Source organism: Flavobacterium cupriresistens (assembly GCF_020911925.1).
Classification (GTDB): Bacteria; Bacteroidota; Bacteroidia; order Flavobacteriales; family Flavobacteriaceae; genus Flavobacterium; species Flavobacterium cupriresistens.
On the sequence record NZ_CP087134.1, the window covers coordinates 3637141 to 3663023 of the forward strand.

22 protein-coding genes and 1 pseudogene are annotated in these 25883 nt (G+C 33.6%); 11 read left to right on the forward strand and 12 right to left on the reverse strand.

Translation table 11 applies throughout. The features are described from left to right. Positions 1-217 precede the first annotated feature (217 nt). The 3 genes from LNP23_RS15475 to LNP23_RS15485 all read left to right on the forward strand — a co-directional run bounded on the left by LNP23_RS15475 (position 218) and on the right by LNP23_RS15485 (position 5998). Positions 218-3430 (forward strand): cytochrome c biogenesis protein CcsA, encoded by a 3213-nt coding sequence (locus LNP23_RS15475; protein WP_230001875.1) that lies wholly within the window; start codon positions 218-220, stop codon positions 3428-3430. Between the two features lie 297 nt (positions 3431-3727). After that, positions 3728-4588 (forward strand): helix-turn-helix domain-containing protein, encoded by an 861-nt coding sequence (locus LNP23_RS15480; RefSeq protein WP_230001876.1) that lies wholly within the window; start codon positions 3728-3730, stop codon positions 4586-4588. 117 nt (positions 4589-4705) lie between these two features. Then, the gene (locus tag LNP23_RS15485; protein ID WP_230001877.1) at positions 4706-5998 is read left to right on the forward strand and encodes a hypothetical protein; all 1293 of its coding nucleotides are present in this window, start codon (positions 4706-4708) and stop codon (positions 5996-5998) included. 101 nt (positions 5999-6099) lie between these two features. Here LNP23_RS15485 and LNP23_RS15490 read toward each other — a convergent pair whose 3' ends face one another. The 4 genes from LNP23_RS15490 to LNP23_RS15505 form a co-directional block, all read right to left on the reverse strand. Next, on the reverse strand, positions 6100-6828 hold the full coding sequence (locus LNP23_RS15490) for a DUF3667 domain-containing protein (RefSeq protein ID WP_230001878.1): 729 nt from the start codon (positions 6826-6828) through the stop codon (positions 6100-6102). A gap of 48 nt (positions 6829-6876) precedes the next feature. Further along, positions 6877-7260, reverse strand: a complete 384-nt coding sequence (locus LNP23_RS15495) for a DoxX family protein (protein ID WP_230001879.1) — start codon at positions 7258-7260, stop codon at positions 6877-6879. Positions 7261-7353: 93 nt separating this feature from the next. Next, entirely contained in the window at positions 7354-8142 is a 789-nt protein-coding gene (locus tag LNP23_RS15500; protein ID WP_230001880.1) for an anti-sigma factor, read from the reverse strand. Continuing rightward, a complete protein-coding gene (locus LNP23_RS15505) occupies positions 8142-8672 on the reverse strand; it encodes an RNA polymerase sigma factor (RefSeq protein WP_047775000.1) in 531 nt (176 codons plus the stop codon). Before LNP23_RS15505 ends, LNP23_RS15500 begins: the two co-directional genes overlap by 1 nt. A gap of 994 nt (positions 8673-9666) precedes the next feature. On the opposite strand from LNP23_RS15505, the gene LNP23_RS15510 reads away from it, so the two are divergent. After that, positions 9667-10254, forward strand: a complete 588-nt coding sequence (locus tag LNP23_RS15510; protein ID WP_047775003.1) for a glutathione peroxidase — start codon at positions 9667-9669, stop codon at positions 10252-10254. A 523-nt stretch (positions 10255-10777) separates the two neighbouring features. Here the strand turns inward: LNP23_RS15510 and LNP23_RS15515 are convergent. Both LNP23_RS15515 and LNP23_RS15520 read right to left on the reverse strand, forming a co-directional pair. Further along, positions 10778-11275: a GNAT family N-acetyltransferase gene (locus tag LNP23_RS15515; protein ID WP_230001881.1), complete on the reverse strand. Its 498-nt coding sequence runs from the start codon at positions 11273-11275 to the stop codon at positions 10778-10780. A gap of 22 nt (positions 11276-11297) precedes the next feature. Continuing rightward, the gene (locus tag LNP23_RS15520) at positions 11298-12473 is read right to left on the reverse strand and encodes a thioredoxin family protein (protein WP_230001882.1); all 1176 of its coding nucleotides are present in this window, start codon (positions 12471-12473) and stop codon (positions 11298-11300) included. A 164-nt stretch (positions 12474-12637) separates the two neighbouring features. Between LNP23_RS15520 and menD the strand changes: the two genes are divergently transcribed. Both menD and LNP23_RS15530 read left to right on the forward strand, forming a co-directional pair. Further along, positions 12638-14299, forward strand: a complete 1662-nt coding sequence (gene menD / locus LNP23_RS15525) for a 2-succinyl-5-enolpyruvyl-6-hydroxy-3-cyclohexene-1-carboxylic-acid synthase (protein WP_230001883.1) — start codon at positions 12638-12640, stop codon at positions 14297-14299. A 109-nt stretch (positions 14300-14408) separates the two neighbouring features. Beyond that, positions 14409-14750, forward strand: a complete 342-nt coding sequence (locus LNP23_RS15530) for a DUF2853 family protein (protein WP_230001884.1) — start codon at positions 14409-14411, stop codon at positions 14748-14750. A 117-nt stretch (positions 14751-14867) separates the two neighbouring features. Here the strand turns inward: LNP23_RS15530 and LNP23_RS15535 are convergent, their stop codons facing one another. Continuing rightward, a complete protein-coding gene (locus tag LNP23_RS15535; protein ID WP_230001885.1) occupies positions 14868-16097 on the reverse strand; it encodes a multidrug effflux MFS transporter in 1230 nt (409 codons plus the stop codon). A gap of 141 nt (positions 16098-16238) precedes the next feature. On the opposite strand from LNP23_RS15535, the gene LNP23_RS15540 reads away from it, so the two are divergent. Both LNP23_RS15540 and LNP23_RS15545 read left to right on the forward strand, forming a co-directional pair. Continuing rightward, a complete protein-coding gene (locus LNP23_RS15540) occupies positions 16239-16652 on the forward strand; it encodes a hypothetical protein (RefSeq protein ID WP_047775013.1) in 414 nt (137 codons plus the stop codon). Between the two features lie 97 nt (positions 16653-16749). Further along, positions 16750-17133, forward strand: coding sequence for a hypothetical protein (locus tag LNP23_RS15545; RefSeq protein ID WP_230001886.1), 384 nt, complete (start codon positions 16750-16752; stop codon positions 17131-17133). Positions 17134-17208: 75 nt separating this feature from the next. Here the strand turns inward: LNP23_RS15545 and LNP23_RS15550 are convergent. After that, positions 17209-17328, reverse strand: a pseudogene (locus LNP23_RS15550) (XRE family transcriptional regulator); the annotation flags it as partial. A 55-nt stretch (positions 17329-17383) separates the two neighbouring features. Continuing rightward, on the reverse strand, positions 17384-17821 hold the full coding sequence (locus LNP23_RS15555) for a hypothetical protein (RefSeq protein ID WP_230001887.1): 438 nt from the start codon (positions 17819-17821) through the stop codon (positions 17384-17386). A 138-nt stretch (positions 17822-17959) separates the two neighbouring features. Between LNP23_RS15555 and LNP23_RS15560 the strand changes: the two genes are divergently transcribed. From LNP23_RS15560 to LNP23_RS15570, 3 genes are all read left to right on the forward strand, one after another. Beyond that, positions 17960-18499 (forward strand): hypothetical protein, encoded by a 540-nt coding sequence (locus LNP23_RS15560; RefSeq protein WP_230001888.1) that lies wholly within the window; start codon positions 17960-17962, stop codon positions 18497-18499. 354 nt (positions 18500-18853) lie between these two features. Continuing rightward, positions 18854-20770 carry a DUF294 nucleotidyltransferase-like domain-containing protein gene (locus LNP23_RS15565; RefSeq protein WP_230001889.1) on the forward strand — a complete coding sequence of 639 codons (1917 nt, stop codon included), beginning with the start codon at positions 18854-18856 and terminating at the stop codon, positions 20768-20770. Between the two features lie 3 nt (positions 20771-20773). Next, positions 20774-21370: a 3'-5' exonuclease gene (locus LNP23_RS15570; RefSeq protein WP_047775038.1), complete on the forward strand. Its 597-nt coding sequence runs from the start codon at positions 20774-20776 to the stop codon at positions 21368-21370. Between the two features lie 53 nt (positions 21371-21423). On the opposite strand, the gene acs is transcribed toward LNP23_RS15570, so the two are convergent. The 3 genes from acs to ilvN form a co-directional block, all read right to left on the reverse strand. Continuing rightward, positions 21424-23331, reverse strand: a complete 1908-nt coding sequence (gene acs / locus LNP23_RS15575; RefSeq protein ID WP_047775039.1) for an acetate--CoA ligase — start codon at positions 23329-23331, stop codon at positions 21424-21426. 469 nt (positions 23332-23800) lie between these two features. After that, positions 23801-25270: a ketol-acid reductoisomerase gene (gene ilvC / locus LNP23_RS15580; RefSeq protein ID WP_230001890.1), complete on the reverse strand. Its 1470-nt coding sequence runs from the start codon at positions 25268-25270 to the stop codon at positions 23801-23803. A gap of 43 nt (positions 25271-25313) precedes the next feature. Then, positions 25314-25835, reverse strand: coding sequence for an acetolactate synthase small subunit (gene ilvN / locus LNP23_RS15585; RefSeq protein WP_047775043.1), 522 nt, complete (start codon positions 25833-25835; stop codon positions 25314-25316). Positions 25836-25883: the final 48 nt, after the last annotated feature.

Below are 25883 nucleotides of genomic sequence, written 5' to 3' on the forward strand. Positions count from 1 at the left end.
TTCGTAAACAGTTTCTTTGCTGATTGTTCTATTTTAGGATCATCTAAAATCAAAGATCAGGTTCAATTTAGGAATGTTTTTTTTGAATTAACAGATTTAAGCAGTAGGAGGGAGTAATCTGATCTATTTTTTGGTTTTAATTAACAAATGACAAATATTGGAACTCAACATTTTTAAGTACTTTTGTCGCACTTTTATACAATGTAATTCCTCAAAAATGGATAAAAAAATATTCTCTTTTTTGTTTTCTACACGATTAATGGCTGTTCTTTTTTTAACATTTGCTTTGGCAATGGGTATCGGAACTTTTATCGAAAGTAAGTACAATACTGATACAGCCCGAATTTTAATTTACAATACCTGGTGGTTTGAAGCGATAATGGTCTTTTTTATGATCAATTTTATCGGAAACATCAAACGTTATCAACTATTGAGAAAGGAAAAATGGGCTACTTTATTGCTTCATATTGCCTTTATTTTTATTCTTTTGGGTGCTTTTATAACCCGTTACATCAGTTATGAAGGGATGATGCCAATTCGCGAAGGGGCAGCAGAAAACCAAATTTACTCTGATAAAACATTTTTAACTGCTTTTGTAGACGGTGAACATAAAGGTGAAATGAAACGAAGAGTTTTTGAAGAAAAACTTTTGTTATCACCAGTGACGAATAATGATTTTTCTATTTCAGGTAAATTTTCTGAAACTCCTTTTGAAATCACGTACGTAAATTACATTATGGGCGCTAAAGAGGTGGTGAAACCAGATCCAAAAGGTACTTTATACCTTAAATTAGTCGAAGCCGGTTCCGGTGGACGTGAAGAGCATTTCCTGAAAGAAGGAGAAGTGCAGAACATTCACAATGTTTTGTTTGCTTTAAATAAACCAACCGAAGGTGCTATTAACATTAATACTACTGGTGAAAAATATACCATTCAGACGCCATTTGAAGGGAACTTTATGCGAATGGCGGATAAATTTCAAGGAAAAGTCACTAAAGATAACGTACAACCTTTGATGATGCGTTCTTTGTACAGCATTGGTGATATCAGAATTGTATTTCCGGATCCCGCTATGAAAGGGAGTATTACTTATGAATCGAATAATGATTACAAAGCAAAAGACCATCATGATGCTTTAGTCGTAAAAGTAAAAGCAGAAGGACAGGAAAAAGAAGTGATGCTTTTGGGCTCTAAAGGAAGTGTTGGAGAACCAAAAACCGTTAAGATTGGGAATATCGAATATTCCTTGTTTTATGGAAGTAAAGCTTATGTTTTGCCTTTCAAAGTAAAACTAAACGATTTTATTGCAACAAAATACCCGGGAACAGAAAAAAGTTATTCTGCTTTTAAAAGTAAGGTAACCGTTCAGGATTCTACAGATACATTTGACGCAGATATTTTTATGAATCACGTTTTAGATTACAGAGGCTACCGTTTCTTTCAGTCTTCTTTTAGTCCGGACGAAAAAGGAACTGTATTGTCTGTAAATCATGACTTTTGGGGAACTTCTATAACTTATTTGGGTTATTTTATGTTGTATTTCGGTTTAATGGTTATTATGTTCACCAAACACTCCCGTTTTGGCGATCTAAAGCGCAAATTAGAAGTTGTGAAAAAGAAAAAAGAGAAACTAATTACCATTTTGGTTTTGCTGTTTAGTTTGAATGGTTTTGCACAAGAAGCGCCACACGTTCATACTCCGGGACATACCCACGAACATAATAAAAATGAAGATCCAAACAATCACGCCAATCACGTAACGGCTCCACCAAGTCAGAAGCAACTAGATTCGTTATTGACGATTTATAAAGCACCGAAAGAACACGCTGCAAAATTTGGGCGTTTGATTATTCAGGATGCTGGTGGACGTATGAAACCAATCAATACTTTTTCATCTGAATTACTTAGAAAAGTAAGCCATAGTGATAAGTATAACGGTATGAACTCAGATCAGGTATTTTTGTCTATGACACAGTACGCTCAGGTATGGATTCAGGTCCCTCTTATTTATATTAATACCAAAGATGATAGTATTCGTAAAATTATCGGTATTGACAGAAAAGCAAAGCTGGCTCCTTTCGTGAAGTTTTTTGATGAAAACGGAAACTACAAACTTTCTCCTTATTTAGATGCTGCTTATAAAGCTGCTAATCCGAACAGTTTTGAGAAGGACTTTATCGAGACAGATAAAAAGGTAAATTTAATGGAATCTGCTTTAAGCGGAAGTATTTTAAGAATTTTCCCGGTTCCAAATGATCCAAACAATAAATGGGTTTCTTTTTTAGAACGTGAAAGTGCCGGTCTTAAAGGAATGGACTCGACTTATGTAAAACAAATTCTACCCTTATATTTCAGTGCTTTAAACAATGGTTCTATTTCTAAGGATTTTAGTACAGCCGATAATTTAGTAGAAAGCATCAACGGTTTTCAAAAGAAATTTGGTTCAAAAGTACGTCCTAGCGAAGAAAAAATTGATCTTGAAATTGCTTACAATACCTATGATATTTTACCAAAAATGCTTTATTGGTATTCTATGGCAGGAATTTTTATGCTGATTTTTACTTTATTGAGTATTTTCTTTAATAAAAAGTTTCTACGCATAACCGTTAATGGTTTTCATATCTTAATAGGAGGAATATTTGCCTTACATACCCTTGCTTTAATTGCTCGTTGGTATATTTCGGGTCACGCACCTTGGAGTAACGCTTACGAAGCGATTGTATACGTAGCTTGGGCTACCATGTTCTTTGGATTGGCTTTTGATAGAAAATCAAAACTAACGGTAGCTTCAGCCGCTTTTGTAACTTCTATGATCTTTTTTGCAGCAGATGCAAACTGGATAGATCCGGAAATTGCCAATTTACAGCCCGTTCTTAACTCGTATTGGTTAATGATTCACGTAGCAGTAATTGTGGGAAGTTACGGTCCATTGGCATTAGGAATGATTTTAGGCTTCGTAGCTTTGGTTTTAATTTTCTTTACCAATGATAAGAACAAAGCCAAAATGAGCTTGAACATCAAAGAAATCAGTTATATCAACGAAATGTCATTGACCATTGGTCTGATTATGTTAACGATAGGAAACTTCCTTGGAGGACAATGGGCCAACGAAAGTTGGGGACGTTACTGGGGATGGGATCCAAAAGAAACTTGGGCTTTAATCTCGATTATGATCTACGGATTTGTAATTCACGCCCGATTTGTACCTGCATTAAGAGGAAAATGGTTCTTTAACTTAATGAGTATGTTTGCCTTTGTATCGATCTTATTCACTTACTATGGAGTAAACTTCCACTTAGTTGGTTTGCACTCGTACGCTAGCGGAGAAGCACATTCTCTAAGCTGGATTTGGTATTCTTTAGGAACCATTTCGGTAATTGGAGCCGTGACATATCCGAAGTATCGAAAGTATTACAAAAACAGTAAATAATAATAAAAAAGGTTCAACGCGAGTTGGACCTTTTTTATTTGCAATCTTTAGAAAGTAATGTAAGTTTTGTGATTTGAAGAAGTTTCTTAAATCTTTTTTAGTGACGCAGATTTAGTAGATTTTTTTTGATTCATTGGAAAAAAAACTGCGTAAATAAATCTGCAAAAACTGTTGAATCTGCGTGAAAACTTTCAAATCAAAAAAATACAAACCTTTCTATTTCAATTTTTTAAACAAGTACTCCGTTTGATTATTATTTGTAGTTTTGAAGAGTAACACAAGTCATTCCCTCAAATTATGGTTATTTTAGAAATTATTCTGTTTATTGTTGCTTATACGGCCTTGATTGTTTCTTTGGCGTTTGGCATCGTGTGTTATAAGCGAAATATAGAACCCAAAGAAACCATTGCACTAACTATTTCTTTATTGTTACTCATTGTTTCGATATCAATTTCTCCACTGCTAAAAAGCTTGAAATACGATGATTTATCAAATATTCTGATAGTATCAAATATGACTATCGTGGGATGCACTACTTTCTTGAACACCTTAAAAGAACGCAAGCATAAACTTAAAAAAGTATATAAAAAGATTCATGTCGGAATAGGTTTGCTTATTTTTAGCGCTGTTATTATAAGTCCTTTTTTGAATATAAGTCCAATTGCAGAACGCTTCGCAATTGGGTATTTACTGTTTTCTATTACAGTATCAATGGTTATGATTAGAGTTACTAAACCTCAAATTAAGATGGTTCAAAAAATAAATCCAGATCGATTATTTGCAATTGCGTTTCTTATAATTGTTCCTTTATACTTAATCCTACAATTTGGTTTTAGCAATTATCGCATAAATTTTCCGATAGGATTTTTGCTTCCTGTAATTTTTACTTTATTAGCGATTAATAAAATAATAGAAGATATAAATCGTCTCCATATTTTAAAGAACAGAGTACAAAATCTGCAAAATGATCTTTTTAATTACGGATTTACCGATCGCGAAGTGGAAGTGGCGCGATTATTAGTCCAAGGATGTAGTTATCAATCTATTTCAGAACAGTTGTTTATTTCAGTTCCAACTGTAAAAACACATACCGGAAATGTTTACAGAAAATGTAATGTAAAAAGCAAATACGAATTAATGGTATTGATAACTGCTTAGTAATCAAATCTCATACTTTTGTATGAAATTTGGTATACATTATATTTCATACCAATTGCCGATATTTTGCGTGCTTTCAGCTACCTACTTTTGTCTCAAACAATTAAAGACAGAAGTATGTTTAAAAAAATTGCATTTAGTTTATTTATATCTTGTACAGCACACTTATATGCACAAGATTCGATTTCCAGAAATACCAATAGACAACGGTTAGATTTTGCAAAGATGTATTTTGAATTTGGAGGAACTTATGTGAGTTCTTTTAAAGGAAAGCAAATTCAGGATAATACAATTACGACGTTTAATCACCCCGCCACAGTAAACCAATACCTTACATGGGGAGGATTTCATTTTTGGGGACATGCCGAATTTTTTGTTGTTGTTCCGTTGGGACAATTAAATCTGAAAAAAAATACGGTAGAAACGTACGAATTAGATCAATCAGTTGTTACGGGCTTAAGGATATATCCCTGGGCAATGCAAGATAAAAAGGCAAGACCTTTTGTTGGTGTCAACTGGGGCGCGGTGGACTTTAAACAAATCATTAACTCCGATGAAAATAGTACGGTATTAACAAAAGATTTTTTATTGAATTTTGAAGCCGGACTACTTTATAACTACAAAAGTTTTGGGCTTCGTTTGGGAGTAAATTACAATGCTGACAATAAATGGGATTATCCTTTAGACAAAGAGAAAAAAGCAGAAATTAAAACGCCCGAAATCACTGCGTCCCTAGGTTTACTTTATGCTTTTGACTCCACAAAAGACACTAATAAGGAAAACATAGACAGGTGGAACAGCTATCCTGAGTTTAGTAAATTATCGTATAAGGCCAGAAGAAAAGGAGCTTTTTTTATCGGGATTGGGCCTTCGTTCTCTTTCTCTCTGAGTAAATCGGATTACAATCAGATGAAACTTCCTTATCTAAATGATAAAATAGCTTCCAAAAACTATTTTGATATTGCCTTAGGCTATCATTTTACTAAAGCAAATCTATTTACCGCATTGTCTTTCAGAAATCCAAAGTTTGAAACGGAAGGGTATGGGAGCTCGCAGACGATAAAAAAGACAGCTTTAGCATTGGAGGTCAACAAGTTTTTAATGGATTATTCCGGCTTTGCACCCTTTGTAGGCCTAAATATTTCTTACGACAAACTGCGTTACGAACAAGAAATTGAGGGCGTAAAGAGCGCTATTAAATTTAAAGGAAAATTTGAGCCCGGTCTCACATTTGGTTGGGATATTGTCCCGGGAAAAACGGATGAAGTTTTAGTTTTAAGAACAAATCTAAGATGGTATCCATTATCAGAATTTGATGTCAATGGTCAAAAGTTTAGTTTCAGACAATTGGAGTACAATCTGATACAACTCGTTTTTTATCCCGAAAGAATGAAAAAAAGTAAGATGTGAAACACGAAACGTCAAACATGAAACGTCAAACATGAAACTTGAAACGTGAAACATGAAACATGAAACATGAAAAGCAGCATATAAAAATGATTACTTCTCACCTATAAATTTCGCGTCATCCACAGAACAAGAGCTGCAATCAGAAAGAATAGAAATAGAAAAATGAGATGACTTAGAAGAGACAAAAAGAAGACTTTTGTTTTGGATATTTTATTGAAGAATTGCATGTTGGTCCATAGAATCAAAACGAGATCAATAGCATACAAAACAACGGTGACGGTTTTAATTTGTGGAGTTTCACTAAAAAAATAGGCTAATGGAAATAATAGAATTCCAATAACTAATTTTTGAGACGCTTTGAAAGTATTCAATACAAAATACTCCACAAAATTGCGACCTTGATTTCTAAAACAGATGTAAGTTCCGATCGTAAAAAGCGGAATGGAGGCAATGGTAACCCAGGAGAAATGAGTAGAAACCCATTCATTAAACTTAACTAAATTTAAGGGATTATCGGAATCAGTTTGGACTAAGTCAACGTGGAAGAAATGATACAAAACCCCATATAGCGTTGCCAAAACTACGACTAACGAAAGGGGTTTAAAATGTCTTACACGTTTACCTTCAATAAATTCACGGATACTATGTCCCGGTCTTGTAAATAATTGTTTGACCGTGTAAAGAATACCTTTATCAAAATGAAGTAATCCATGCTGAATGTCATGCCATAAAAAATGCCAATTTATTAAATGAGTTTCAGCAGATTGGCCACAATTATTACAATAGTGGCCAGTATAAATTTGATGACAGTTTTTGCAGGTAATCTCCATTATTTTAATAGTTATAATGAAAGTGTAAGGAATGGATCAATTTTATTTCTAAACATTATTCTTTTTAAAACCATTCGGATACATAATAGCGAGAAGTACTACGATGAGTAAAAAATTATATTCCATGCCGTTTCTGCCTCCTCCAACAACAAACCAACCTTCCTGGGAGTGTACTAAAATTATCCCCATGATAAGGACCAGTATGGTTACAAAGCCGGCTAATTTTATATATTTATTTAATAACAGCAGCACCGCTGCAACTACATGCGATAGTTTTATGGACCAGGCTAATGCTACACCAAAAGGGGCAAAGCCAATTTGGTTCAGATACAAATTGCCAAAATTATTAATACCGTTGTTAAACATTCCAAATACGGAATGCGTTAGAAGGATGATCGCAACCGAAATTCTTAAGAGTAAAGTTCCATTCATTGTTTGGTGGTTATAGTTAATTTTCAATCTAAAATAATAAAAAAACGCATATTAAATTGATTAATATGCGTTTAGTATGTAATAAATTAGTTTTTAAACTTTTCCTAAAGTATACAACTGTTCCATTGTCGGAGTTAAACTTCCTCCCGCAGGCTCAAGTGTAATTCCAAAGGCTTCCGCTGAAACGGTTTGGTCTACAGCAAATATTTTCTGATTGTTGCCTTCAAAATCGCTTAACAAACCAATGCTGGTAGGAGTTAATACAGGACTTAATTTCAGCGCCCATACCTGATACACCATTCCTTTTGGAGGTTTTGGCAAACCTGCAGCATCAATATAAGTCGTTTTAGTATCCTTATTCCAGTATACTTTTGCAAATGACGTTGGCGAAACAGCCTGACCACCAAGTGTAACTCCGGTATTCTTGATGTCTCTTACAATAGTCAAACTCTTTTCTGTCTCTTTGTTTTGCTGATCTAAATAAGCAAACTCTCTTTCGATTTTAGTTTTCTCATTACCAACAGTCGAAATAGCCTCTTTTGTTTGGGTTAATTCCAAAGTTTGGTATCCAAGGCCTAAAAGAAGTAAGACCGCTGCAGCCCAGCCCACATATTGAGACCAGTTTGAAGTCGGTTTCATCTCGACCACTTTGCCATGTTTAAGCTCTAGGCGCGCTTTAATTTTCTCAAAATTAGACACCGAATGGAAAGGAGAAAAACTGGATGACAAAGCAACAATCGCTTTCTCGATCGATAGGATTTCCTGATCTACTTCGGGGTTATTTTTAGCCAGTTCTGCTATTTCCAGATTTTCCTTTTCGGTTAATAAACCGTAAACGTATAATTCCAGAATTCCTGATTCAATATACTCTTGTGCTTCCATTATATTTTTAAATAATTACGTAAATCGTTAATACAGTTTCTGTTGTTCGTTTTGATAGTCCCCAATGGCATTGCCAATTCTTCTGAAGCTTCTTGTTGGGTGTATCCTTTGAAAAATAATAAATCGATGATCTCAATACATTTCGGCTTTAATTTTTTTACAAATTCCTGAATACCAATTGTATCAATTTTGTTGACTAACTTATTACTGTCATCTAACAGATTTACGAAATTATCGGAGGAAAGGTTTTTTTGACTGTTATTAAAATTTTTGGATCGCAGCTTGTCGATAGAAGTATTCCTAGCAATATTAAGGATCCACGTGTAAAAACGACCTTTACTTTCATTATACGAATCAATGTTTTTCCAGATTTTGACAAAAACTTCCTGCAAAACATCTTCAGCTTCTTCACGATTTTTTATTAGCACGTTTATGACCGAAAATAAACTTTTCGAATACATATCATACAAATGGGTAAAAGCTCTTTCGTCTTTCTTGTAAATTAAAACTAATAATTCTTCTTGACTCATAGGTTGGATTTTTAAGCTTAAACAAAATTTTAAAAACGTTTTTTTATTACCTGAGATAAAGGTAATTTATTTTTTTCTGTAAATGATAATTATTTTAACAGGCTTATCCTTAGTAAAATAAGGGGTTTGAGAAAAAAATCATTTTTTTTTACTTTTTTTAAAACCAAAAGCAAACCAATTACGTAAATGCTATTATGACATGTGAAAAAGATCATATCATATAGCAAACTGGTCAAGATTTCTTATAAAATGAATGGACTGACAGTGGTTTTGTTTTAAACAGATAATTATAGTTTACATTTTTTAATAAATAAATAGTAAAGTAAATCTCATTAAAAACGGAGTTATGCAAAAATCGAAAAATCTAATAATATTGATTGTAGGATTAACAAGTGTTTTAGCACTTGCCAATTTTAATAAGAGTCATTTTAGGCAAGAGAGGGTAGAGGAGCATAAACCGAATTTAAATTTTTCAGTTGTCTTGTAAAAGCAAAGCAGATAAGAAATAAAAGAGAATACTTTGAATTAGTAAACAAAGAGTATTTGGGGCGGAAGTTAAACTGGTCAACATTTATGAAGGGTTGTATTTTTTTAACTTCTGAAAAATTAGGCGCCGATTATAAGCCATTAAAAGTGAAGATGTTTCCGAAGGAGAAAAGTACACTACGATGGCGCCTGATTTTATTTAAAAAGAGAATCGGAATTTTAGTAGAGGACTTATTTAGCTGCTATTTGAAAGAAGATCGAATAATATAAAACGAGTTCGGAAGTGTTGAAGAAATTCAGTAAAACACCCGGAACTCCCTGAAAATCTAAAGCAGAGATGCTTAAAAGATTCAAATTTCATGGTTTGATTTGTTTGTATGGGGAGAAGCCTAACGTCTGATTAACGTTAGGCTTCGTTTTTTTATTTAACTTATGTTTAATACAGAATATAGGGAGCAAAAAGTACCAACAAAACTGTTTTTGATTAATTTTATAAAAAATTAGAACAATGAAAAAAGTATTATTTATGGTTTATGGCGCACTATTTCTATTTAGTTGCCAAAATCAAGCACAAACAAATAAAACAAAAACTCCTAAAACGGATAACGTCATGGCAAAAGAAACTATTTACCAATTTAAAGTGGAAGATTTATCAGGAAACCCTTTTGATTTTGCCTCTTTAAAAGGAAAAAAAGTAATGATCGTAAATACTGCTTCAAAATGCGGATTAACACCTCAGTACAAAGATTTGGAAGCAATTTACAAAGAGTATAAAGATAAAGGCTTCGTGATTGTAGGTTTTCCGGCCAATAATTTTGCTTCACAAGAGCCTGGAACAAACGAAGAAATAGGTGCTTTTTGTCAGCAAAACTACGGAGTAACTTTCCCTATGATGGACAAAGTTTCTGTAAAAGGAGACGATATGTGTGAGGTTTATAAATTCTTAACGCAAAAAGCGAAAAATGGCGTAGAAGATTCAGAAGTAGAATGGAATTTTCAAAAATACCTAATCAATGAAAAAGGAGAACTGGTAAAAGTAATCAAACCAAGAACCTTACCAACAGATCCTGAAATCATCAATTGGATAAAAAGCTAAAAGCTGAAATTACCCAAAAAATAAAATCCACAAATTTGTTAATCAGATTTGTGGATTTTTTTATTAAAGTTTCCCCGCCTCAAAGAATAAGAAAAAGCACCCTGTTTAGAAAATACACACTTAATTTGTCATTTCGAATTTAGAGGCATTATGTTTAAAATATAGGCGATTTCGGGGATAAGCCTTCGACTTCGCTCAGGGTGACATTTAGGAGAAGTTTGGAATTTGGAATTTTAGTATTGGAATTTCAGCCCCTTTTCTTGTCATTTCGAGGCACGAGAAATCATACAAGGAACTCCGCGCAAAAAATTGCCAATCTTTGTTGATTTTAGAGTGTGATTTCTCGTTCCTCGAAAGGACAGAACTACAAGAAATAAGGCTTGACGGTTGATACTATAACTATCTAAGTAAATCTTCGTAAGTAGCTCCACAACCTTTGGAGCTAATCCAAAAACTTTGCGAACCTTGCGTATTCCCTTGCGCACTTTGCGGTTAAGCAAATATTCCCGAACGCAGTCCGCAACTAAACCAAAATCAACTGCATAAAAACAAGATCAAGCCAATGATCAAATTTATACCCAACTTCACGAATCGTTCCTGTTGCCACAAAACCAAATCGCTCATGAAAAGCAATACTTCCCGCATTATCAGCATCTATAGCGCCAATCATCACGTGATAGCCTTGTTCTTTGGCTAATCGAATGATTGCTGTTAGCAATTTAGAACCTATTCCTTTTCCAATCACAGTGTCAACAACGTAAACAGAATGTTCAACAGTATATTGGTATCCAATTTTCTCTCTAAAAGGGCCATAACTGCCAAAACCAACAACTTCGCCATCAAGATCAGCCACAACTACAGGAAGGTTTTTAGCCTGTTTGTCCTCAAACCATTTGGTTTGCACCTCCAATGTTTGAATGTCATAACTATAATTGGCAGTGGTATGCAAAATCGAATGATTTACGATGTCAAGAATTTTCTTTAAATCGTTTGTTGTAGCAGGTCTAAGTACAATGTTCATATTTATTTTAAGTTTTGTAGCACTATTTCGTGCCTAATTCAGCCAATAAAGCATCCACATCTTTGGTGCTCCAGGTCATTTCAGTGCAGATTACCTTTGCTTTTTTTGCGTATTTCAAGGCTGCTTTTTTATCTTTTATTTTGTTGTAAAGTCGGGCCAGAAGTAAGTTTCCATCATAAGAATCAGTAAGTTCTAAGGAATGATTGACCCAAAAAATGGATTTTTTCAATGCATCAATATCCTCGATGTGTTTGAGATAGGTCTGCCCGATATCCTTCAGAAAAGAAGCATCATTCCAAACTAGCTTTTGAGTATCTTCTAAGGTTACTTTTTTATAGAACTTCCATTTTTCAGTGCGTTCAGCCAAAGTCAGATCAAATTTAAAAACCAAAGAATCGGTTTTCTGTAATCGGATAGATTTCGCAATTTCCCTTTGTTTGTAATAGTTTACCGTATCTAAATTATCCACAAGAGGACGTAATAATTCACTAACGATACTCACCACTTTACGATCAACGCGGTTTTGCGAAGCCACAGCAGCAAATTCCTTTTGATGATTTAAAACGTACTGAAATTCTCTCGAGTTAATATCCGTGACCCCATTGGCAATCACACGCCAGTTGGTTTCACTAATCAGTTGTGCATCCGATTGGGTGTTAAGATAGGTATGAGTAACCGGCGATAAATCGGTTCTGTCTTTACCTTTTCTTAAGGTGTTCAAATAAGCAAAGAATTTTGTTGAATTGCTTGGGTCAGCTAAGAATTCTTTCTCTAAAAAAGGCAATTGCAGTTTTGGATTTAGAGCATTATTCGCCTCTGTCATAAATTCTGCTGTTTTCATTTCGCCTTTTAAAGTGTAAAGAAGCGTTTCATTGGCATCTAAAAACAAAAACGTAGGCAGTGATTTGGTATTGAATTTTTTCTGAATCGTTTTCCCTTCTTCTTTTTCAATATTCAACCAAACGCACACATAGTTCTTTTTTAAAAAACCCATCACGGTCGGATCACTAAAGACCTCTTTTTTCATCAGATTGCAATGCGGACACCAATCGGCATAAAGCATTACAAAAAGAGATTTGTTTTCTTTTTTAGCAGTCTCGAGACCAGTTTTGTAAGTGGTGCCATCGGGAATAAACTGATTCTGCGAATTTATAGTTTGTAGTGTAACGAAAAGTAAAAGCAAATAGAGATAGCGCATAAGTAGTTCTGTTTTATTCGAAAAATTAGCTTTTACAAATATATTCCCTTTTTCCAGAAATTGTCTTAATATCTCGCCATTTATAAGTTAAATGAACGTCGAAGTTTGTAACTTTGTAGTATAGAAAATTGATGATTTTCTTTCAAAAATAATACGTTATACGAATGATTTACCCCAAAATACCGCTTGCTCAAAGCATTATTGAGATTTGTTTGAAAAAAGGAATCACCAATATTATAATTTCTCCGGGATCCAGAAATGCTCCTTTAACAATTGGATTTGCTCAAAACCCTGATTTTACCTGTTACAGTATTGCAGATGAGCGATGTGCTGCTTTTTTTGCATTAGGAATTGCCCAGCAAACCAAACAGCCAACGGCAGTTGTTTGTACTTCAGGATCAGCATTATTAAATTATTATCCGGCTGTTGCCGAAGCTTTCTATAGTCAGATCCCCTTAATTGTAATTTCGGCTGACCGTCCTCAGAGTAAAATTGATATCGGAGACGGACAAACCATCAGACAGCAAAATGTATATGAAAATCATTCCGTTTTTAATGCCAATTTAACAGAAGATGCTTCCGTTGAAAACGATTTAAAAATCAATACTGCAATTGACACTGCCATTTCTAAAAAAGGCCCTGTACACATCAATGCGCCTTTCGAAGAACCTTTATACGAAACAGTTGAAGCACTTTCTGTAAATTCAAAAATCACAAATTCAGAACCTTTAGCAGAAACTAAAAACATAGAAAACGGAGAAGAATTTGTTTCGATTTGGAATTCAGCCAAGCGTAAATTAATTATGGTTGGCGTAAATGAAGTCAACACGATTGCAGAGGAAGTAATTGAAAGTTTAGCCAAAGACCCTTCGGTTGTGGTACTGACAGAAACAACTTCAAATCTACATCATCCGAGTTTTATTAACAGCATTGATACTTTAATTACACCCTTTGATGATATTGAATTTAAGGACTTTCATCCCGATCTTTTAGTAACTTTTGGGGGAATGATCGTTTCAAAAAGAATCAAAGGATTCTTGAGAAAATACAAACCAAAACACCATTGGCATATTGATACTTTGCGCGCGTATGACACTTTTAATGCGCTAACAAAGCATTTTGTAATGCAACCAAATGATTTTTTTAAAGACCTATTATCAAAAGCAGTAACTACAGAAAGTGATTATTTTGATACTATAAACAATAGCTACGCATTAAGAAAAATAAGAAAAAAGGAATATTTAAATAAGATTCCGTTTTCAGATTTTAAAGTTTTTGAGAAAGTAATAGCATCTTTGCCTAAAAACAGCCAGCTGCAGATTAGTAACAGTTCTGCCATTCGCTATGCACAATTGATAGATATTGATTCTTCGATAGAGGTTTTTTGCAATAGAGGTACGAGCGGAATCGACGGTAGTACTTCAACAGCGATTGGTGCTGCAGTAGGAAGCGGAAAACAAAACGTTTTTATAACGGGTGATATTAGCTTTTTATACGACAGTAACGCCTTGTGGAATGCTTATATTCCTAAAAATTTCAAGATTATTTTAATTAATAATGGAGGAGGAGGGATCTTCAGAATTTTACCCGGACATGAAGAGAAACCAGTTTTTAATACGTATTTCGAAACTTCACATCACTTAACGGCGGAGCATCTGGCCAAAATGTATCAGTTGCGTTATTATGCCGCTTCGGATTTGAATTCGTTGGAAAAAAGTATAGAATTGCTTTATGCCGAGAATGATGTTCCGGTGTTGCTGGAAATTTTCACGCCGACTTCTGAAAACGATATTATTTTAAAACAGTTTTTTAAAGAACTAATTTAATTTATTTGTAAGCGAATAAGTGTTAAAATTAATGTATTCTTTTGATTATAAGAGATAAAGCTATAAGTTTGATGTTATTAAATAGTACCAAATCTTTATAAATTTTATTATGAATACAAGAGAAGAATTAATCGCAAAGTATGCAGAAGATCTGAAAGAGAAATGTGGTATTGTTCCAAACATGGAACTATTGACAAAAGTAACAATAGGCTGTGGACCATCGATTTATAATGATGATTCCTCTACAGTTGCCGGAACACAGCGATCGGAACTGGAAACAGTACGAAATAATTTTTTAATAAAGAAGTTAGGACTGCCTGAAAATGCAGCTTTAGACGAAGGGATTCAAGCCGTTCTGGAAAAGTATGGTAATTCGAATAGGAATAAATACCGAGTTGTAGTTTATTATCTTTTGATCTTACACTTTAAAAAAGAAGATCTCTATAAATAAAAGAAGCTTTATTAGAAAACAAAAAAGTCGCTGCCTAATAAATGTGAGGTAGCGACTTTTTTGCTTTAAAAGTTGGAATTTGGAATTTAAAATTTAAAATATTGGAATTTAAACCCTCTAGTGCCCAATCACAAGGTCATCTTTGTCTGAAAGAGCTACTTTTTCTTTGATAAAACGTTTTCCGATATTTAGAACAATAAAGGCCGTAATCGTTGTTGTAGTCATAATGGCTACCATTGGAGTAATCGAATCTTTCACAAAAACTCCCACTGCAAATGAAGCCAATGCGCCTAAACCAAGCTGAATAGCCCCCATTAAGGCTGAAGCACTTCCGGCATTCTTTGCAAACGGAGCCATAGTAAGTCCCGCAGTATTGGGATTTGATATTCCCAGGCAAGCCAGGTATATAAAGAGCATTCCGATTGTTTCATACAGTCCTAAAAGGTTCTTTAAAGACAAGATTAGGAATAGTATGCTTATAACTGATTGTGAAATTAAAGCCCCAAAAATCATTTGTTCGCTTGAGAATTTCTTTAGTAAAATCGAATTTAACTGACTCGAACCAATAAAACTAAGCGACATAAAGGCGAAAATCCATCCATATGTCTTAGGATCAACATGATAAATGTCCATAAAAACGATAGGGGAGGCCGCTACGTACGAAAATAAGCCCGAAAATGCGATGGCACCCGTAAATGCATACGTATAAAATTGAGGCTCTTTTAAAACCGACAAGAAGTTGGTGATTATAGGTTTTGGTTTTAATGAAATTGAAGTATCCGGTTTATATGAATTTGGTAAACCAACTTGAGAAGCGATTAAAATAAGAATTCCCATAAACATCAAAATAAGAAATACCATATGCCAACCATAATCCTCGGTAACGTAACCGCCGACTGTTGGTGCTAACATTGGCGAAAGCCCAACAACAAGCATTAACATAGAAAAAACTTTGGGAATGTCTTTTACAGGAAATAAATCTCGTACCATCGCAACTGAAGCAACTGTCGCCGCACAGCTTCCGATAGCCTGAATGAATCTCAAAAAGATAAACGAGTCAATATCGGTCACATAAACACAGCCTAAAGAAGCTAAAATATAGACCATTAAACCAATAAATAGTGGTTTTTTTCGTCCAAAGCGATCTAATAATGGTCCATACAGCAATTGTCCGGCAGAGATTCCGACAAAATAACTGGACAAACTCATTGCAACCTGAGCTACAGAAGTATGTAAATCTTTGGCTATTTCTGAGAATCCGGGCAAGTACATGTCTATTGAAAATGGACCAAGAGCTGTCAAAGAACCTAAAATCAGGATCAGTTTTATGTATTTTTTTGTTGTCATTATCTTAAAAAAAGGCTTTTAATTTTTTGCAAAGGTAAAGATTTCATATCTTTCTAAGTGATTAAAGTCTTTTTTATGGAAAGACTGAATTTTTAAACCTGGTTAAGTTGCTATGTGATTACTAATCTAAAATTAAAAATTATGAAAAAGTACGTTTTATTATTATCGCTTGTATTTACATCAATTTCATTTGCTCAGACTATTAGCTCAAAAATTGAGACGACAAGCCCCGAGCAGTATGAATTTCTTAAAAAAGTCAGTGAATATTATTCGGATATTCCACTTACAAAACAAATTACCAATTTTTATGCAGACGGCAAGATTATCGATTCTAAGCAGGAATTTGACCTGAGAGGCACACCATTTAGTGCATATAGTTTAGGACTTGGGCCTTATAATCAAAAAGTCACGTTCAATTACACCACAAAAGCCGATGGAAAATCTCATGGTGATGTAACTCTTTTTGACGGAGATTATTATAAAACAATCTACTATGATGACAAAAAAGAGTTTGAATTGTTTGTAAACGGAAAATCAGTTTACGTTAAAAAATAAAACAATAGAAATTGCTTTTCAAAAACCTCTGTAATTAGTTTACAGAGGTTTTTTTTGCAGTATATTTGAAAAGTAATTTACAAAAAAACTCTTTTTTATGAAGAAAATCAGCTTACTTTTTCTATTTTTTTCTTTGGCAGGATATTCCCAAACCAATTTGTTTACCGGAACATGGAGCAACGAAAATTGCAAAGATTGCAGTAAAAAATATATTTTGAATCTCATTCTGGCTCAATCAAATTCAAACATTTTTGGAACAGCTGAAATAATCAACAACGACGAAAAAAGGAACACCGGTATCATGGAGGTCACCGGATTTGTTTATCCTCTTGGTGAAAAAGCTATTGTAAAACTTAAAGGTAAAAATGGGATCGGCGCAAGTATTATTCTTGATGTAAGTGATAAAAATATTCAGTTTACTAAAAGAGCCGGTTCAGACTTGATTCCGCAAGAAACGATTTTGACTAAGTTGTATGATTAAAAAAATAGGCACGCAGATTTAGCGGATTTTAGTGGAAGATCACAGAAAAAAATCTGTCAAATCTGCGTGAAAATATTACTTATCTTCAATCAATTTCTCCAGTTTTGCCATCATCACTTCTTTTTCCTTTAACATACGCTCGTAAAGGATAATTTTCTCTTCATGAAGCTGAACTATTTTCTCAATTGGATTAATATAATAAGTCCCGCCTGTAGTTGTGCCTGAATTACCGATGAACGCTTCGTTTAGGTTATTGAGTTTTTAAAATTCCATTCACGTAGTATCGAGAAACTCGCTCATTATCTTTAACCTTAAACAAAGTTCTAATCGCGCCACCATTAAATAAACGAACGTCACCATAAATATATGTTCCGTCTTTTAATTTATAATTATAGTATAAGGAAGTGTTTGTATTATCAGAAATTTTTACTGTATAATATTCGCAATCAGACGGCAATTCATAAATAAGCTGGGAAAACAAAATCTGCTGAACTTTCAGATTATTGGAAATATAATTAGTAACATTTCTGCTGACAAATATATCAGGATAGTACTGATTGACTTTTTTTATTAAATCATACTGATCAAAATTAACCGTCTCAGTTTTTTCAATAAAAATCTTTACGTCTGTATTCTGTGAATAAACAAAAGACGAGACCAGAAATAATAAAATTGTAATTTTTTTCATGTGCGTTTATTTTGTGAGTTTATAATTATTAAATATTTTCAAATATAATACCATTAATTTTACCAAGCTTCGTCAATTGCTATGAAAGAATAAATAATTATATCTAAAAAAATATTACATTTCTCAAAATTAAGAATTATGAAAAAAGAAGTACTTATATTATTAATATTCAGTTTTAACTGCTATTCGCAATCTGAATTAAAAAAATTAGAAAAAGGTGTTTGCAAAATTGATCATAAATGTTACACTAAATACGAGTATGATGATTTTGAAAATGTATGGACTTATAGTGTAGGATTTTATGAAACTATGCTCGCTAAAGATGGACTAACATATGTTATTACTAAATATAATGAAGAAAAAATAGATAAAAAATTAATAACAATGACTTTTTTTGCGAATGCAACGGGCTGTAAATCAAAAAATTCTTACGTTCATATTCAATTTAAAAGTGGAGAAAAATTAAAAATTGGTACTTATGATTCTGGCACACAATGCAATGTGTCATATTTAACAATTAACATTACTGACTTTATGGATATATTAGAAAAAGAACCAATAGAAAAAATAAGAATAAGTATTGACGGGAATGATGATTTTGTAGTTACAGAAAAAGGAGAAAATAAATTATTTAATAATTTAAAATGCATTGATGCTGTAAACTTAAAAAAGACATAAAATTTAAGGCTTTGTAAATCAATATAAAGGCTTGTCTATTACGAACTACACAAGTATGATAATTGCTAATTAGTCATACTATAATTGAACCATAATTTATATTATGTAAAATAGACTTTTTCAGGACCCCACTGGGCTAACTTATCACAGATTTGTAATAGAAACAATATAACGATTAAGAACATCCTGATTAACATATACTTCACTATCATAGGTTTAGAATAATAAATAAGAAAAATAATGACTATTAAATCAGATATTCTGAGATTTATTTAAAATCATGAAGATGCTTTCATTGTAAGAGTTTATTTTATTATTTTTACATTCGATACTTTAAAAAAAATTATCAAATCTATGAATACAATTGCTGAGCATATCGCGGATTTTTTAAAAGAATACCAGCCGTTTAAAAATCTGACTTTTCAAGAACTATCAGATATTGCAACCAATATTCGTGTTATTAATTTAGAAAAACACGCCGTATTGTTTCAAAATAATGATGTGCTGCATGATAGTTTTTATGTAGTCGCTTCGGGTGTTATAAATTTAACAACGATTGCCGATGCTGAAGAAACGATTATAAACAAATGTAATGAAGGCGATATTTTTGGCTTGCGTCCTTTTTTTGCCAAAAATAACTATATGATGTCGGCCAAAGCACGTGAAGAAAGTATCGTTTATGCGATACCGATTGCTGTTTTTAGACCATTTGTGGCTAATAATTCGGATGTTTTAAACTTCTTATTGGAAAGTTTTGCAACAAATTCAAGACATACCAAGGACAATGTAAGTTCAAACGGAAAAGCAATTTCTGATACTTCTTTTTATGTAGATCAGCAGTCAGAAATGCAATATATTCAATCCCTTACCTATAATGTTGCTCCATTAAAAACTGAGGCGCATCATATTGTAAAAGATGTGGCGATTTTAATGACGGAGTCAATGGTGGATAATATTGTGGTTTGCGAAAAAAACCATCCAATTGGTATTGTTACCGACGCCGATTTATCTTCTAAAATTGCGACAGGCCGCTTTCCTATTACGGAAACGATTGATAAAATCATGTCGTCGCCGGTTGTTACGGTATTAGAAAATGTTTCTTTGGCGGAAGCACAATTATTGATGTTGAAACACAATGTAACGCATTTATGTGTGACAAAAGACGGTACAAGTAAATCTGCCGTGCGAGGAATTATCTCTGAACACGATTTGATTGTGGCTCAGGCCAGTAATCCGGGAGTGTTAATCAAGGAAATTAAGCGTTCACAACTTCCGAAAGATTTAAAACAAATACGTGATCGTTTGTCTGATCTTATTCAGAATTCGATTCAAAAGAATATTCCAATTTCACATGTTAGTAATATTGCCAGTGAAATTAATTTAGCTATAATTAAACGATCTGTTGAATTGTCAATTTTAGATTTAGGCTCACCTCCTGCTCGTTTTGCATGGTTAAGTATTGGTAGTCAGGGGCGTAAGGAGCAATTGTTGCTTACGGATCAGGATAGTATTTTAATATTTGAAGATGTTACTGCCGATAAATACAGAGACGTTAAGGATTACTTTTTAAGATTGGCAAAAAGAACTACTGCTATCTTAGAAAAAGTAGGTTATGAACTTTGTCCAAATGGGCATATGGGAAGTAATATGTTGTGGTGTAAGTCATTGACAGACTGGACAAAACAGTACAACAGTTGGATGAATACTCCAGGTGAAAACAGTAACGATTTGAGTAGTATTTTCTTTGATTATGAAATTGTTTTTGGGGAACCAAAAATTGAAGAAGCTATAGAAAATGTTATTTTCAAAAACGCGGTCAACAATACCTTGTTTTTTGACTTTTTAGGAAATGATGCTTTGAAGAGAAACTCCCCTTTGAGTTTTTTCAAAAAGTTTCTTATTGAAGAAGAAGGTCCGCATAAAGGAGCATTCGATATTAAAACACGTGCTTTAATGCCTTTGATTGATGGAGCGCGTTTGTTAATTTTGAATTCAAATATAAAAGGAATACAAAACACTTATTTAAGATTTAAGCAATTAGCGATAACAGATTCTAAAAATGCGGAGATTTATTTAAGTTGTGCTGAGGCTTTCTTGACATTATCAAAATTTAGAACGGTTGAAGGACTGCGAAATGACGATTCGGGACAATATATCAATTTAAAAGAAATGTCTAAAAACGATAAAGAGAAATTAAAAAATGCTTTGTCACCAATGAAAGACCTGGAAGAATTAATTAAAAGTAAATTTCAACTTACACAATTCTCTTAATATATGCTAGACTGGCTTAAAAATATTAACAAAGAACATCCTGAATTCTGGAAAGATTATCTGGCTAAATTCGAAACAAAACCAAATCGGTTTGTCGTTTTGTCTACAGAAACGTCTGGCTTGAATCCGAATAAGGATGTGATTTTGTCTTTAGGAGCATTTTCTGTAGTTGATGACAGTATCCATATTAAGGATAGTTTTGAATCTGTTTTATTACAGTATAAGTTTTTACAGGATAATGGGCTTTCTAACGAATTTATCATTGAAACAAAAATGATAAAAATGCCGGAACCTGAAGCAATTGAAGCTTTTATTAGTTTTTTGGGTAATGCTGTTTTGGTCGGACATCACATTAATTTTGATCTCGAAATGCTAAACAGTGCCCTGGAACGTTTGGACTGTGGAAGGCTTAAAAATGAAGCACTTGACGTCGACATGATGTACAGAAAGTTAATGGATATCAATGACAAACAGTTTTCACTAGATGATTTGTGTGATATCTATAAAATCCCAAAAAGTGACCGAAATTCCTCTACCGAAGATGCGTACAGAATTTCGTTATTGTTCTTAAAATTAAAATCCCGATTGGGAATAAAATAAAAAAAGCCTCTTAAAATTTAAGAGGCTTTTTTGTATCTGTTAGTTTGAGAATATTAGATTTTCTCTTTTGTAATTTCATCTACAATTTCAGGGTTTAATAGTGTTGAAGTATCTCCAAAACTAGAGAAGTCTCCTTCAGCAATCTTACGTAAAATTCTACGCATAATTTTTCCTGAACGTGTTTTTGGTAAACCGGACACGAATTGAATTTTGTCTAATTTAGCAATTGGTCCAATGTGGTCCGAAATATACTGATTGATTTCTTTGCTTAAATTGGCTCTGTCTCTGTATTCGCCTGTTTCTTTTAAGATCACAAAACCATACAAAGCATTTCCTTTAATATCATGCGGGAATCCAACAATAGCAGATTCTGCAACTGCCGGGTGCTCGTTGATTGCATCTTCAATTGGAGCTGTACCTAAATTATGACCCGAAACAATCACAACATCATCTACTCTACCGGTGATTCTGTAGTACCCTACTTCGTCTCTTAAAGCACCGTCTCCTGTAAAATATTTACCTGGGAAAGCAGAAAAATAAGTGTCTTTGTAACGTTGGTGATCTCCCCAGATTGTTCTGGCGATTCCCGGCCAAGGGAATTTAATGCACAAACTACCTACTACTTGATTACCTTCAATTTCGTTGCGTTTTTCATCCATCAAAACAGGTTGAATTCCTGGTAATGGCAAAGTAGCATAAGTTGGTTTTGTAGGTGTTACAAAAGCGATTGGCGAAATCATGATTCCACCAGTCTCAGTTTGCCACCAAGTATCAACAACCGGACATCTTTTATCTCCAACGTGATCATTAAACCAGTGCCAAGCTTCTTCGTTTATAGGCTCCCCTACTGATCCGATTACTTTAAGTGATTTTAAAGGATATTTTTGAACATAATCCAAGCTTTCTTTTGCCAGAGAACGAATCGCTGTTGGCGCTGTGTAAAACTGAGTTACTTTATGTTTTTCGATAATTTCCCAAAAACGACTGAAATCAGGATAAGAAGGCACTCCTTCAAAAATTACGGTTGTTCCTCCATTCAATAATGGTCCGTATAAGATATAAGAGTGACCTGTAATCCAACCGATATCTGCGGTACACCAGAAAATATCATTTTCTTCGTGATTGAAAACATTCTTAAAAGTATAGGCGGTATAAACCATATAACCGGCTGTGGTATGCACCATTCCTTTTGGTTTTCCGGTTGATCCGGAAGTGTATAGAATAAACAAAGGATCTTCAGCGTCCATGATTTCTGCAACACTATTGTCTAGAGCAGCATCTAATAAAGGTTGTAACCAAATGTCACGGCCTTCTTTCATTTTAATTGCTGTTTGTGTTCTTTTCGCAACCAGAACTTTTTCAACAGATGGGCAGGTTTCTAATGCCTCATCTACAATCCCTTTAAGGTCAATTGTTTTGTTTCCTCTGTAACCGCCATCAGAAGTGATGACCATTTTACATTCACAATCGTTAATTCTTGCAGATACTGCTGATGCCGAAAATCCTGCAAAAATAACAGAATGTATTGCCCCTATTCTGGCACAAGCCAAAACAGCTACGGCCAATTCCGGGATCATTGGTAAATAAATACAAACACGGTCTCCTTTACGTACGCCTTGCTCGCGCAACACATTGGTCATTTTAGATACTCGTTCGTATAATTCGTTATAAGTTATATGTAAAGCGCTTTCTGAAGGATCGTTTGGTTCAAAAATAATCGCTGTTTTTTCTCCTCTTTTGCTTAAATGTCTGTCGATACAGTTTTTTGTAATATTCACTTTAGCTTCAGTAAACCATTTTACTTCAGCATCGCCCATATTAAAATCAACTACTTTTTCCCATTGTTGGTACCAAGTGAAATTTTCTTCAGCTATTTTTCCCCAAAATTTTCTTGGTTCTCTTATTGACTTATTGTAATGCTTAAAATATTGTTCTAAATTTTCAATTTTATAATAACTCATTTTGGATGGATTTTTTTTTTATAAATGTATTAAATCTGTATGTATTCTTAAAATTATTTAATTTATAAATTTTAGCATAAAAAAACACATAGTAAAAAAAATGTTACTTTTTTATGGGTATTTCATAAAAATAAGGGTTTTATGGCAAAACAACACCATAAAAAAGGCACAATAAATTAATATCATGCCTTTTCGTTTTAACAATTTCAATAACAATTAATTTTTTTGTAATACTGCATTACAATGCTCTTTTCTATTTTGAAAATAGCAACATCTTGATTAATCAATATAGAAATCGATACAAGTATGTTTATTGCTAAACATACCCCATTAATTGGGACTACCTTCACCTAACTCAGAAACTTAAAAGTTAAGTGATTACAATATGCATCTATATCTATATTATCTTAATAAATGCTTACTAATTCAAAATATTACGTAAAAGAGATACAGTGCAAACCCCAATTTATTATCCAATTTTTTTCATTGCAGTCATCGATTCTCTCAACCATGCTCCTACTTCTTCGATAGGATGTTGACGAATTTCTTTATTAACTGCTATTAGAACTGCATTGTCTACTCCGTTTGAAGTTGAGAATGGTTTTCCAATTATGTTTGTTTCTACTTTTTTCATAAATTCAGTCAACAACGGTTTACAAGCGTGGTCGAATAAATAACAACCGTATTCTGCTGTGTCAGAAATAACACGGTTCATTTCGAATAATTTTTTTCTTGCAATTGTATTCGCAATCAAAGGTAATTCGTGTAAGGATTCGTAGTAAGCTGATTCTTCGATGATACCTGCTTCGGTCATGGTTTCAAAAGCCAATTCAACTCCCGCTTTTACCATGGCAATCATTAATACTCCATTGTCAAAATATTCTTGTTCAGCTATTGGAGCTTCTTGTGGAGCTGTTTTCTCGAAATTAGTTTCTCCGGTTGCTGCTCTCCATTTCAATAAGTTAACATCGTCATTCGCCCAGTCAGTCATCATTGTTCTTGAGAATTCTCCTGAAATAATATCATCCTGATGCTTTTGGAATAATGGGCGCATAATGTCTTTTAATTCGTCTGCAAGTTCATAAGCTTCAATTTTTGCAGGGTTAGAGAGACGGTCCATCATATTGGTGATTCCTCCGTGTTTCAAAGCTTCTGTGATGGTTTCCCATCCGTATTGGATCAGTTTTGATGCATATGCTGCGTCAATTCCTTTTTCAATCATTTTGTCAAAACATAAAATAGAACCTGTTTGCAACAAACCACAAAGAATAGTTTGTTCTCCCATTAAGTCAGATTTTACTTCTGCAACGAAAGATGATTTTAAAACTCCTGCTTTATGACCACCTGTACCTACTGCATATGCTTTTGCCTGATCTAAACCAGTACCATTTGGGTCATTTTCAGGGTGAACCGCAATAAGGGTTGGTACACCAAAACCTCTCTTGTATTCTTCACGAACTTCAGATCCAGGGCATTTAGGAGCACACATAATTACAGTAATGTCTTTACGGATTTGCATTCCTTCTTCTACGATATTAAAACCGTGAGAATACGATAAAGTAGAACCGTTTTTCATTAATGGCATAATCGCAGTAACAACAGCAGTGTGTTGTTTGTCCGGAGTAAGATTACAAACTAAATCGGCACTTGGAATTAATTCTTCGTAAGTTCCCACTTTAAAACCATTTTCTGTAGCGTTTTTAAAAGAAGCTCTTTTTTCAGCGATTGCATCGGCACGTAGCGCGTATGAAATGTCTAATCCGGAATCTCTCATGTTTAAACCTTGATTTAAACCTTGTGCACCACAACCTACAATAACAACTTTTTTTCCAGCCAATGCTGCAATTCCATCAGCAAATTCTGATTGCTCCATAAATTCGCAAACGCCTAATTGTTCTAATTGTAATCTAAGTGGTAGTGTGTTGAAATAATTTGCCATTTTTTTAATACTATTTAATGAATGTGTAATTTAATAATTGATACTATTTAAGTGTCTCTAACATTGTTGATATTTCCATTTTCTCTTTAGAAACGGATATTCTTCCCGAACGTACAAACTGCATGATACCGTAAGGCTTAATTTTTGTGTATAATTCTTCGATTTCAGATCGTCTTCCTGATTTTGAAATCACAAAAAAGTCACGTGATACGGTCACAATAGTAGATTGACTTTCTTTGATGATGTTCTGAATTTGTTTTTCATCGAAAAGCAGATTCGAAGCGATTTTGAACAAAGCATTTTCTAAATAAATAGTCTCTTCATCTGTGTGATAGAATGCTTTAATAACCTCAATTTGTTTTTCGATTTGTCCGACAATATTCTTAACCCATTTTTCAGTAGTGTCTACTACAATTATGAATCGTGAAACATTCTCAATTTCTGATTCTGAAACATTTAAGCTTAATATGTTAATGTGACGCTTTAAGAATATTCCTGATATTCTATTCAACAAGCCCACGTTATTTTCCGAGTATACCGATATGGTAAATGTTTTATCTTCCATGTTGTTTTGTTTAAAGTTTTTCTTTGTTTCAAGTTTCACGTTATTAAA

What these genes read in the sequence shown, in the direction of transcription:
- LNP23_RS15540 (WP_047775013.1), top strand. Translation starts at nt 16,239, where the DNA reads ATGAAAAAGTACGTTTTATTATTATCGCTTGTATTTACATCAATTTCA.
- LNP23_RS15500 (WP_230001880.1), bottom strand. Translation starts at nt 8,142, where the DNA reads ATGGAAGCACAAGAGTATATTGAATCAGGAATTCTGGAATTATACGTT.
- LNP23_RS15520 (WP_230001882.1), bottom strand. Translation starts at nt 12,473, where the DNA reads ATGCGCTATCTCTATTTGCTTTTACTTTTCGTTACACTACAAACTATA.
- LNP23_RS15545 (WP_230001886.1), top strand. Translation starts at nt 16,750, where the DNA reads ATGAAGAAAATCAGCTTACTTTTTCTATTTTTTTCTTTGGCAGGATAT.
- LNP23_RS15560 (WP_230001888.1), top strand. Translation starts at nt 17,960, where the DNA reads ATGAAAAAAGAAGTACTTATATTATTAATATTCAGTTTTAACTGCTAT.
- LNP23_RS15505 (WP_047775000.1), bottom strand. Translation starts at nt 8,672, where the DNA reads ATGAGTCAAGAAGAATTATTAGTTTTAATTTACAAGAAAGACGAAAGA.
- LNP23_RS15480 (WP_230001876.1), top strand. Translation starts at nt 3,728, where the DNA reads ATGGTTATTTTAGAAATTATTCTGTTTATTGTTGCTTATACGGCCTTG.
- LNP23_RS15490 (WP_230001878.1), bottom strand. Translation starts at nt 6,828, where the DNA reads ATGGAGATTACCTGCAAAAACTGTCATCAAATTTATACTGGCCACTAT.
- LNP23_RS15495 (WP_230001879.1), bottom strand. Translation starts at nt 7,260, where the DNA reads ATGAATGGAACTTTACTCTTAAGAATTTCGGTTGCGATCATCCTTCTA.
- menD (WP_230001883.1), top strand. Translation starts at nt 12,638, where the DNA reads ATGATTTACCCCAAAATACCGCTTGCTCAAAGCATTATTGAGATTTGT.
- acs (WP_047775039.1), bottom strand. Translation starts at nt 23,331, where the DNA reads ATGAGTTATTATAAAATTGAAAATTTAGAACAATATTTTAAGCATTAC.
- LNP23_RS15565 (WP_230001889.1), top strand. Translation starts at nt 18,854, where the DNA reads ATGAATACAATTGCTGAGCATATCGCGGATTTTTTAAAAGAATACCAG.
- LNP23_RS15475 (WP_230001875.1), top strand. Translation starts at nt 218, where the DNA reads ATGGATAAAAAAATATTCTCTTTTTTGTTTTCTACACGATTAATGGCT.
- LNP23_RS15515 (WP_230001881.1), bottom strand. Translation starts at nt 11,275, where the DNA reads ATGAACATTGTACTTAGACCTGCTACAACAAACGATTTAAAGAAAATT.
- LNP23_RS15530 (WP_230001884.1), top strand. Translation starts at nt 14,409, where the DNA reads ATGAATACAAGAGAAGAATTAATCGCAAAGTATGCAGAAGATCTGAAA.
- LNP23_RS15510 (WP_047775003.1), top strand. Translation starts at nt 9,667, where the DNA reads ATGAAAAAAGTATTATTTATGGTTTATGGCGCACTATTTCTATTTAGT.
- ilvC (WP_230001890.1), bottom strand. Translation starts at nt 25,270, where the DNA reads ATGGCAAATTATTTCAACACACTACCACTTAGATTACAATTAGAACAA.
- LNP23_RS15535 (WP_230001885.1), bottom strand. Translation starts at nt 16,097, where the DNA reads ATGACAACAAAAAAATACATAAAACTGATCCTGATTTTAGGTTCTTTG.
- LNP23_RS15485 (WP_230001877.1), top strand. Translation starts at nt 4,706, where the DNA reads ATGTTTAAAAAAATTGCATTTAGTTTATTTATATCTTGTACAGCACAC.
- LNP23_RS15570 (WP_047775038.1), top strand. Translation starts at nt 20,774, where the DNA reads ATGCTAGACTGGCTTAAAAATATTAACAAAGAACATCCTGAATTCTGG.
- ilvN (WP_047775043.1), bottom strand. Translation starts at nt 25,835, where the DNA reads ATGGAAGATAAAACATTTACCATATCGGTATACTCGGAAAATAACGTG.
- LNP23_RS15555 (WP_230001887.1), bottom strand. Translation starts at nt 17,821, where the DNA reads ATGAAAAAAATTACAATTTTATTATTTCTGGTCTCGTCTTTTGTTTAT.